Consider the following 6,669-nt stretch of genomic DNA (forward strand, 5'->3'; position numbering starts at 1 on the left):
GGCGCATCGGGCGTCCGCCGCAGTGACACGTGTCTAGTCGCAGGGGCAGCAGCAGCCGTCGCAGCCACAGTCCGGGCCATCGCAGTCCCGGCACGCGCCGCGGCGCTTCTTGCGCGACCAGGGGCCCTCGTACTCCTTGGCACAGCAGATCTGGCAGGTGCAGAACAGTCCGGTGAAGACCGCGCACCCGGCCAGCAGGCCGCGCCGCTTGGGCCTCGGGGGTTCGCTGCCGAAGGGGGGCGGGCCGCCGGGGCCGGACGGCGGGCCGCCAGGGGTGCCGCCGAAGGGGTTGCCGCCCGAAGGGCCGCCGCCCCCGTAGGGGTTGCCCGAGCCGCCCGAAGGGCCGCCGCTCTGGTAGCGGCCACCGCCCTGATAGGGGTTGCCCCCCTGGTAGGGATTCCCCGCCGACAGCTGTCCCTCGTGCGAGCAGGCCACGGTGCCGAAGGCGCGGTTCACGGCGGTGCCCAGCTCATGGGCGAGGAGCACATGGACCAGTCTGTCGTCGGTGAAGGTGACATCGCGCAGCGCGAGCCGCACCCCGTGCACCGCGTCGTCGGCGAGCCTGCGGGCCTCGGCCAGTGAGGTACCGGTGCCGGTGAGCGGGTTCCAGGCGCCCGCGGCGGCGTCGGCCTCCCGGTCCTCCACGGCGTCCAGCAGATGCGCGAGCCTGCCGAAGAGCCGGCCGGCCTCGGCGAGCGGGGCCGTGTTCTCCGGCCGGCCGGCGAGAACGGCGGTATGGGCGAAGGCGGCGGCGGTGGCCGTCTCGGTGGGCTCGGTGACCGTCAGCAGTGGGGTGCCGACTCCGGCGAGCGCCTCGATCCCGGGCTGCCGGTCGACCGCGTCGAGCAGCACCGCCGTGTCGAAGCCCAGCTCCGCTCCGGCGCGCGCCCCGGCCCTGTCCCAGCCCGCCGCGACCTTGCGCGCGGCGGCGGCCACCGGCCTGCGGGCCAGCATCCCGTCGCGGTCGGCGACATGGTCCCGTACCTTCGCGGAGGCCAGGACCAGCGAGACGGCGGCGGCGAGGCGCGCGCCCTCGCCCCTGGCGACGGGCGCGGTGCGCATGGCCCGCAGCGGGCAGGGGCCCGCGGTGCGCCGGGCGGCGGTGCGCTCGGACTGAGCCTCCGTCAGCACCGAGACGATCAGGCCGTCGTAGTTGGTGACGACTCTGGCGAACTGACCGTGGTCGGCCCGCAGCGCCAGGCAGAGCCCGCACAAATGAGCCATCCACTCGGTCTTGAGGCCATCGGTGAGCCGATGACTGCAGGGCCGGACAATCCCGAACACAATGATCCCCCCGTGGGTCGTTCCGCTGTGCGCTGGCATCGTAACCAGGGCCCGTTCACCCGAACGTCCCCGACGTCACCCATCTGGCACGAATTTCATATATTCAGCTGAACACCCCCGGTACACCGGTAGAACTCTGACGAATCGCCACATCTTCTGCACCAGTACCGTCACGAAAACCCTGCGCGGCGACTATCCACTTGGCGCGCGATCCGCATGATGGTCGACCATAGGGACAGGAAAGACGAAAGACCGCTAGTGAGCGGACCGCAGTGGAAGGAGGCGTCGATGGGATCTGTGCGCAAGGCGAGCGCTTGGCTGGGACTCGTCGAGGACAGCGACGAGCGTTACTACGACGACGACGAGTACGCCGAGGGCACCGGGACGGGTGACGCCTGGGTCACCGATCCGAAGGTGCGTGTTGCCTCCGACGCCGCCCCGGAAGTGGGCCGCCGGATCGCGACCGTCTCACCGACCTGTTTCCGGGACGCCCGTGGCATCGGGGAGCTGTTCCGGGAGGGCGTGCCGGTGATTGTGAACCTCACCTCGCTGGAGCCCGCCGACGCCAAGCGCGTGGTGGACTTCGCGGCGGGTCTGACCTTCGGGCTGCGCGGCTCCATCGAGCGGGTGGCGACCCGGGTCTTCCTGCTGAGCCCCGCGCATACGCACGTCGTCAGCGGAGAGGCCCCGGGCCGCTCCCAGGACGGCTTCTTCAACCAGAGCTGAGCAGGGCGCTCGCCGGCCGTGGTGGTGGCACGGAGGCTGCCGTGGTGGTGGCACGGAGGCAGTGGACCTCCGGTCACCGGAAGGCGTCGAGGCCGGTGAGCGCCTTGCCCAGCACGAGCTGGTGCATCTCGACGGTGCCCTCGTAGGTGAGCACCGATTCCAGGTTGGTGGCGTGCCGCATCACGGGGTACTCCAGGGAGATCCCGTTGGCGCCGAGAACGGTGCGGGCGGTGCGGCAGATGTCGATCGCCTCGCGCACATTGTTGAGCTTCCCGAAGCTGACCTGCTCGGGGCGGAGTGTCCCCGCGGCCATGCGCCGGCCCAGATGGTGGGCGAGCAGGATGCCCTTATGCAGTTCCACGGCCATATCGGCGAGTTTGGCCTGGGTGAGCTGGAAGCCGCCGATGGGCCTGCCGAACTGCTCGCGGGTGCGCGCGTATTCCAGCGCTGATTCGAAGCACGCGCGCGCGGCTCCCATGGCGCCCCAGACGATGCCGTACCGGGCGTGGTTCAGACAGCTCAGCGGGCCGCCGAGACCGGTGGCGTGCGGCAGGACGGCGTCGGCGGGCAGCCGCACCTCGTCCAGGACGAGTTCGCTGGTGACGCTGGCGCGCAGGGACCATTTGTGCTTGATCTCGGGCGCGGAGAAGCCGGCTGTTCCGGTCGGTACGGCGAAGCCTCGGATGCCTTCGTCCGTCCGGGCCCACACCACGGCGACCCCGGCCACCGAGCCATTGGTGATCCACATCTTGCGGCCGGTCAGCACCCAGTCCGTGCCGTCGCGCCTGGCGTAGGTGCGCATACCGGCCGGGTCGGAGCCGTGGTCGGGTTCGGTGAGACCGAAGCAGCCGATGATCTCGCCCGCCGCCATCCCGGGCAGCCACCGCAGCTTCTGTTCCTCGGAGCCGTAGCGGTGGATCGCGTACATGGCGAGCGAGCCCTGTACGGAGACCAGCGAGCGGATGCCGGAGTCGGCCGCCTCCAGTTCCAGGCAGGCCAGGCCGTACTGGACGGGGGTGGCGCCCGCGCAGCCGTAGCCCTCCAGGGACATCCCGAGGGCGCCGAGCGCACCGAGTTCCCGGGTCAGTTCCCGGATGCCGGGGAGTTCGCCGCGCTCGTACCAGTCGGCGATGTGGGGCAGTACGCGGTCGGCGGCCCAGGTGCGTACGGTGTCGCGGATCGCGAGATCCTCGGGGTCGAGCAGATCGTCGAGGCCGAGGGGGTCATGGGGGTCGAAGCGGGGTGAATCTGGGCGTTCGGGGCGTTCGGGCATAGTGTGACCTCCGACGGCGTGAGGGCGGGGACAGAAACTGCCGCACAGGAACCGGCACCGCCGAAAACTAGCAGTGGTAGTTACGGGCCCGACGCTACGGGTCAGCGTGCCGTCCGTCCAGACCCGCTCGTCCCGACGCGTCCGGACCCGCGCGCCTCGACCCGTCCGGAACCACTCGTCTCGACGCGTCCGGAACCGCTCGTCTCGACGGGAGCGCGGCTCGCCGGGAGGGAGACCTCGGGGCGCCTCGGCCGGGGGCACTTCTCGACCACCGAGCAGTCCATCAGCCGCGGCAGCCGCAGCGCGGCCAGCGCGCCGAGCAGCAGCAGGCCCGCGCTCACCAGCAGCGTGACATGGAGGCCGCTGACGAAGGAGTGGCGGGCGGTGGCGCGCAGAATCTCCCCCGAGGGCCCGCCGAGCCGGTCGGCCACCTGGTACGCCTCGCCCAGCGAGTGCGAGGCCGCGGTGCCCGCCGAGTCCGGGACACCGGCCAGCGTCTTGAAGGCGGGTGCGTAGGCGGCGTTCATCACACTGCCGAGCAGGGCGATCCCCATGCCCGCGCCGAGTTGGTACGAGGTCTCGCCGATCGCCGCCGCACCGCCCGCGTGCTCCGGCGGTGCCTCGCTGAGCATCGACTCGTAGGCGGCGAACAGAGTGGTCTGGAGCCCGAAGCCGAGCAGGACGAACCCGGTGGTCATCAGCAGCGGCCGGTCCTCCTGGCCCATCATGACCAGCAGCAGCACGGCCGATGCGGTCAGGACGAAACCCCAGCCGGCCATCCGGCGCGGCCCCGCCCGCCGCAGGGTGTACGAGCCGGTCGCGCCCGCCGCCATCGCGGCGAAGGTCAGCGGCAGCAGCCGCAGACCGGTCTCCAGCGGACCGAGCCCCAGGATCAGCTGGAGGTACTGCACGGCGATCAGTTGCAGGCCGACCAGCGCGAGCATGGCGAGCACGATGCAGCCGACCGAGGTGGAGAAGGTGGCCGTGGCGAACATCCGGATGTCGATCAGCGGATGCCTTCGGCGCTTCTGCCTGCGGACGAACAGCACCAGCAGCGCGCCGCCGATCAGCAGCGGCGGGGCGGTGCCCGCGTCGAGCAGTCCGTGGCCGGCGCCGAGCCGCTTCACCCCGAGGACGGCCCCCAGCACACCGGCAGCGGCGAACAGCGCGCCCAGGACGTCCCAGGGCCCGTCGAAGCCTCCTCTGGACTCCGGCAGCAGCAAGCGTCCCAGCGGGAGGATGACCATCATCAGCGGGATGTTGATGAGGAAGACCGAGCCCCACCAGAAGTGCTCGATGAGAAAGCCGCCCACTACGGGGCCGGTGGCGGCGCCGACAGCGGCGACGGCGCTCCAGACGCCGATCGCCATCGCCCGCTCCCGGCGGTCGGGGAAGACCGTCCGCAGGATGGACAGCGTCGCGGGCATGATCATCGCGCCGCCGAGGCCCAGCAGGGCGCGCGCCGCGATGAGCACCCCGGGGCTGTCGGCGAATGCCGCGACGGCCGAGGCGAGGCCGAAGATGCCGTATCCGGCCAGCAGCACCAGCCGGCGGCCGATCCGGTCGCCGAGGGTGCCGAAGAGGATGAGCAGGGCGGCACAGATCAGCGGATAGGCATCGACGATCCACAGCAGTTCCACACCGCTGGGGCGCAGATCCGCCGTGACGGCGGGCACCGCGACATGCAGCACGGTCGCGTCCAGGGCGACCAGCAGCAGACTGACGCAGAGCATGAAGAGGACGACCCAGCGGTTGGCACCGCCGCCTGCGGCGCGCAGTCGCGCCACGGCCGTGGTCGTCCCGGACATGCATCTACCTCCACTGGTTCCTCGCGCTCGGCGGGCCAGCCGGGGACGGGGACGGTCCCTCAGGGCGGTCCGGCATCGACGGGCGAGTGAGCCGTCAGCGTACGCGAGAGCGGCGCCCCGGAGTGTGCCCGTCCCTGAACACTTCCGCCCCGGGCGTGTGTCGTACGCCACGCGACGTGTGTGCCGGGCATGTGTCGTACGCCACGCGGCATGCGTCCCGGGCGGGGTCGTACGCCACACGGTTACTCGTTCGAGTGATCCCCTGCCGGGCCACGGGCGGCACCCGGATGCCCCTCTCCGTGATCGATCGTCGGCTCTCCCTAAGATGAGAAAGAATTCATACATCAGCGCGGAGGGCCCAAATATGCTCTCCCGAAAGGTTCTTTCGACAGGAGCGTTGGAGCAATAGGGCATGGGGCCGCCACGATTTCCGAGTTGCCCAGGAATAAATATCCCGCCCGAGACCCACGCCACATCACATCGTCATCACAAAGACGCTGGATCGGCCTAGTCGCGCACTCACTCGCTGTAACGTCGATTGGGTGCGTACCGACATCTTCGCCCGCCTGGATCGGGAGCCGGAACCGCCGAAGATAGAGATCCCGCGGATGAGCCGCACCCGTCTCGCCCTCTTCGGCGGGACGTCTGCGTTCTATCTCGCCATCGTTGTGGCCGTCCTGGCGTCGACCTGGCTGGTGATCATCGACTGGAAGGTCATGCTGTTCCGGCCCTACCAGCAGTGGCCCGAGCTGCACGCCTTTCTCGACTACTTCGTGGTACTCGGTCAGCGCGGTCCCACGGCCGTGATGGTCGCGGCCTGGCTGGGCTGGCGCTCCTGGCGCCAGCACACCCTGCGCCCGCTGCTGGTGCTCGGCGTCTCGCTGCTGCTCCTCAATTCGACGGTCGGCGCCGTCAAGATCGGACTCGGCCGGCTCGGCCCTCACTACGCGACTCGGATCGGATCTCCCGAACTGTTCGCGGGCGGCGATATATTTCCCTCCGGGCATACCGCGAACGCGGTTGTGACCTGGGGAATTCTGGCGTATCTGGCCACCACACCGAAGACGCGCCGCTATCTCTCGGCGCTCTCGGCGACGGTGTCGCTCGGTGTCGGACTCACGACCGTGTACCTCGGTACGCACTGGCTCAGCGATGTGGTCCTCGGCTGGGCGGCCGGTCTGCTGATCCTGCTCGCACTGCCCTGGTGCGAGCCCTTGATCGGCCGGGCGGAGTCCTGGGTCTTCGAGCAGCGCGAGCAGTGGCGCGCACGCCACCGGCTCGCTCCGTCGCTGCCGGTCGCGGCGGGCGGCCCGAGGCCGGGGGCGCTCCCGAGGCCCGGGCACCAGGAGGAGAGCGGGGCCCGGGAGCCGGTGGGCGCCGTGGGCACACTGTCCGGTCCGCCCGGCAGATCGACCGGGCAGCTCACCCAGCAGCGACCGCACCCGGTCCGCTCGGAGCGCTCGCCGGTCACCCCGTCCGGCAGCCGCCGGCCGTCGACCTCCAGACCCGTGACGGGCGGCTGACCCCGTCTGCTCCCCTCCTCCGTACGACGAGAAGGCCCCGACTCCGGTCGGGGCC

General features: G+C 70.8%; 5 protein-coding genes. 2 read left to right on the forward strand and 3 right to left on the reverse strand.

All coding sequences use genetic code 11. From position 1 onward, the window contains the following. Nucleotides 1-33: 33 nt before the first annotated feature. Nucleotides 34-1,284, reverse strand: a complete 1,251-nt coding sequence (locus ACWF94_RS29155) for a DUF5685 family protein (protein ID WP_453494903.1) — start codon at nt 1,282-1,284, stop codon at nt 34-36. 288 nt (nt 1,285-1,572) lie between these two features. On the opposite strand from ACWF94_RS29155, the gene ACWF94_RS29160 reads away from it, so the two are divergent. Beyond that, the gene (locus ACWF94_RS29160; RefSeq protein ID WP_453494906.1) at nt 1,573-2,010 is read left to right on the forward strand and encodes a cell division protein SepF; all 438 of its coding nucleotides are present in this window, start codon (nt 1,573-1,575) and stop codon (nt 2,008-2,010) included. A gap of 73 nt (nt 2,011-2,083) precedes the next feature. Here ACWF94_RS29160 and ACWF94_RS29165 read toward each other — a convergent pair whose 3' ends face one another. Together ACWF94_RS29165 and ACWF94_RS29170 are read right to left on the reverse strand one after the other, a co-directional pair. After that, on the reverse strand, nt 2,084-3,283 hold the full coding sequence (locus ACWF94_RS29165; RefSeq protein WP_453494909.1) for an acyl-CoA dehydrogenase family protein: 1,200 nt from the start codon (nt 3,281-3,283) through the stop codon (nt 2,084-2,086). Nucleotides 3,284-3,384: 101 nt separating this feature from the next. Continuing rightward, nucleotides 3,385-5,091 carry an MFS transporter gene (locus ACWF94_RS29170; protein ID WP_453494912.1) on the reverse strand — a complete coding sequence of 569 codons (1,707 nt, stop codon included), beginning with the start codon at nt 5,089-5,091 and terminating at the stop codon, nt 3,385-3,387. 542 nt (nt 5,092-5,633) lie between these two features. Here ACWF94_RS29170 and ACWF94_RS29175 point away from each other — a divergent pair. Continuing rightward, nucleotides 5,634-6,614 (forward strand): phosphatase PAP2 family protein, encoded by a 981-nt coding sequence (locus ACWF94_RS29175; RefSeq protein WP_453494915.1) that lies wholly within the window; start codon nt 5,634-5,636, stop codon nt 6,612-6,614. The last annotated feature ends 55 nt before the right edge of the window (nt 6,615-6,669 follow it).

The organism is Streptomyces sp. NPDC055078 (assembly GCF_053607985.1).

Excerpts from the sequence above, each read along its gene's own strand:
- ACWF94_RS29160 (WP_453494906.1), top strand. The coding sequence starts at position 1,573 with ATGGGATCTGTGCGCAAGGCGAGCGCTTGGCTGGGACTCGTCGAGGAC.
- ACWF94_RS29165 (WP_453494909.1), bottom strand. The coding sequence starts at position 3,283 with ATGCCCGAACGCCCCGAACGCCCAGATTCACCCCGCTTCGACCCCCAT.
- ACWF94_RS29170 (WP_453494912.1), bottom strand. The coding sequence starts at position 5,091 with ATGTCCGGGACGACCACGGCCGTGGCGCGACTGCGCGCCGCAGGCGGC.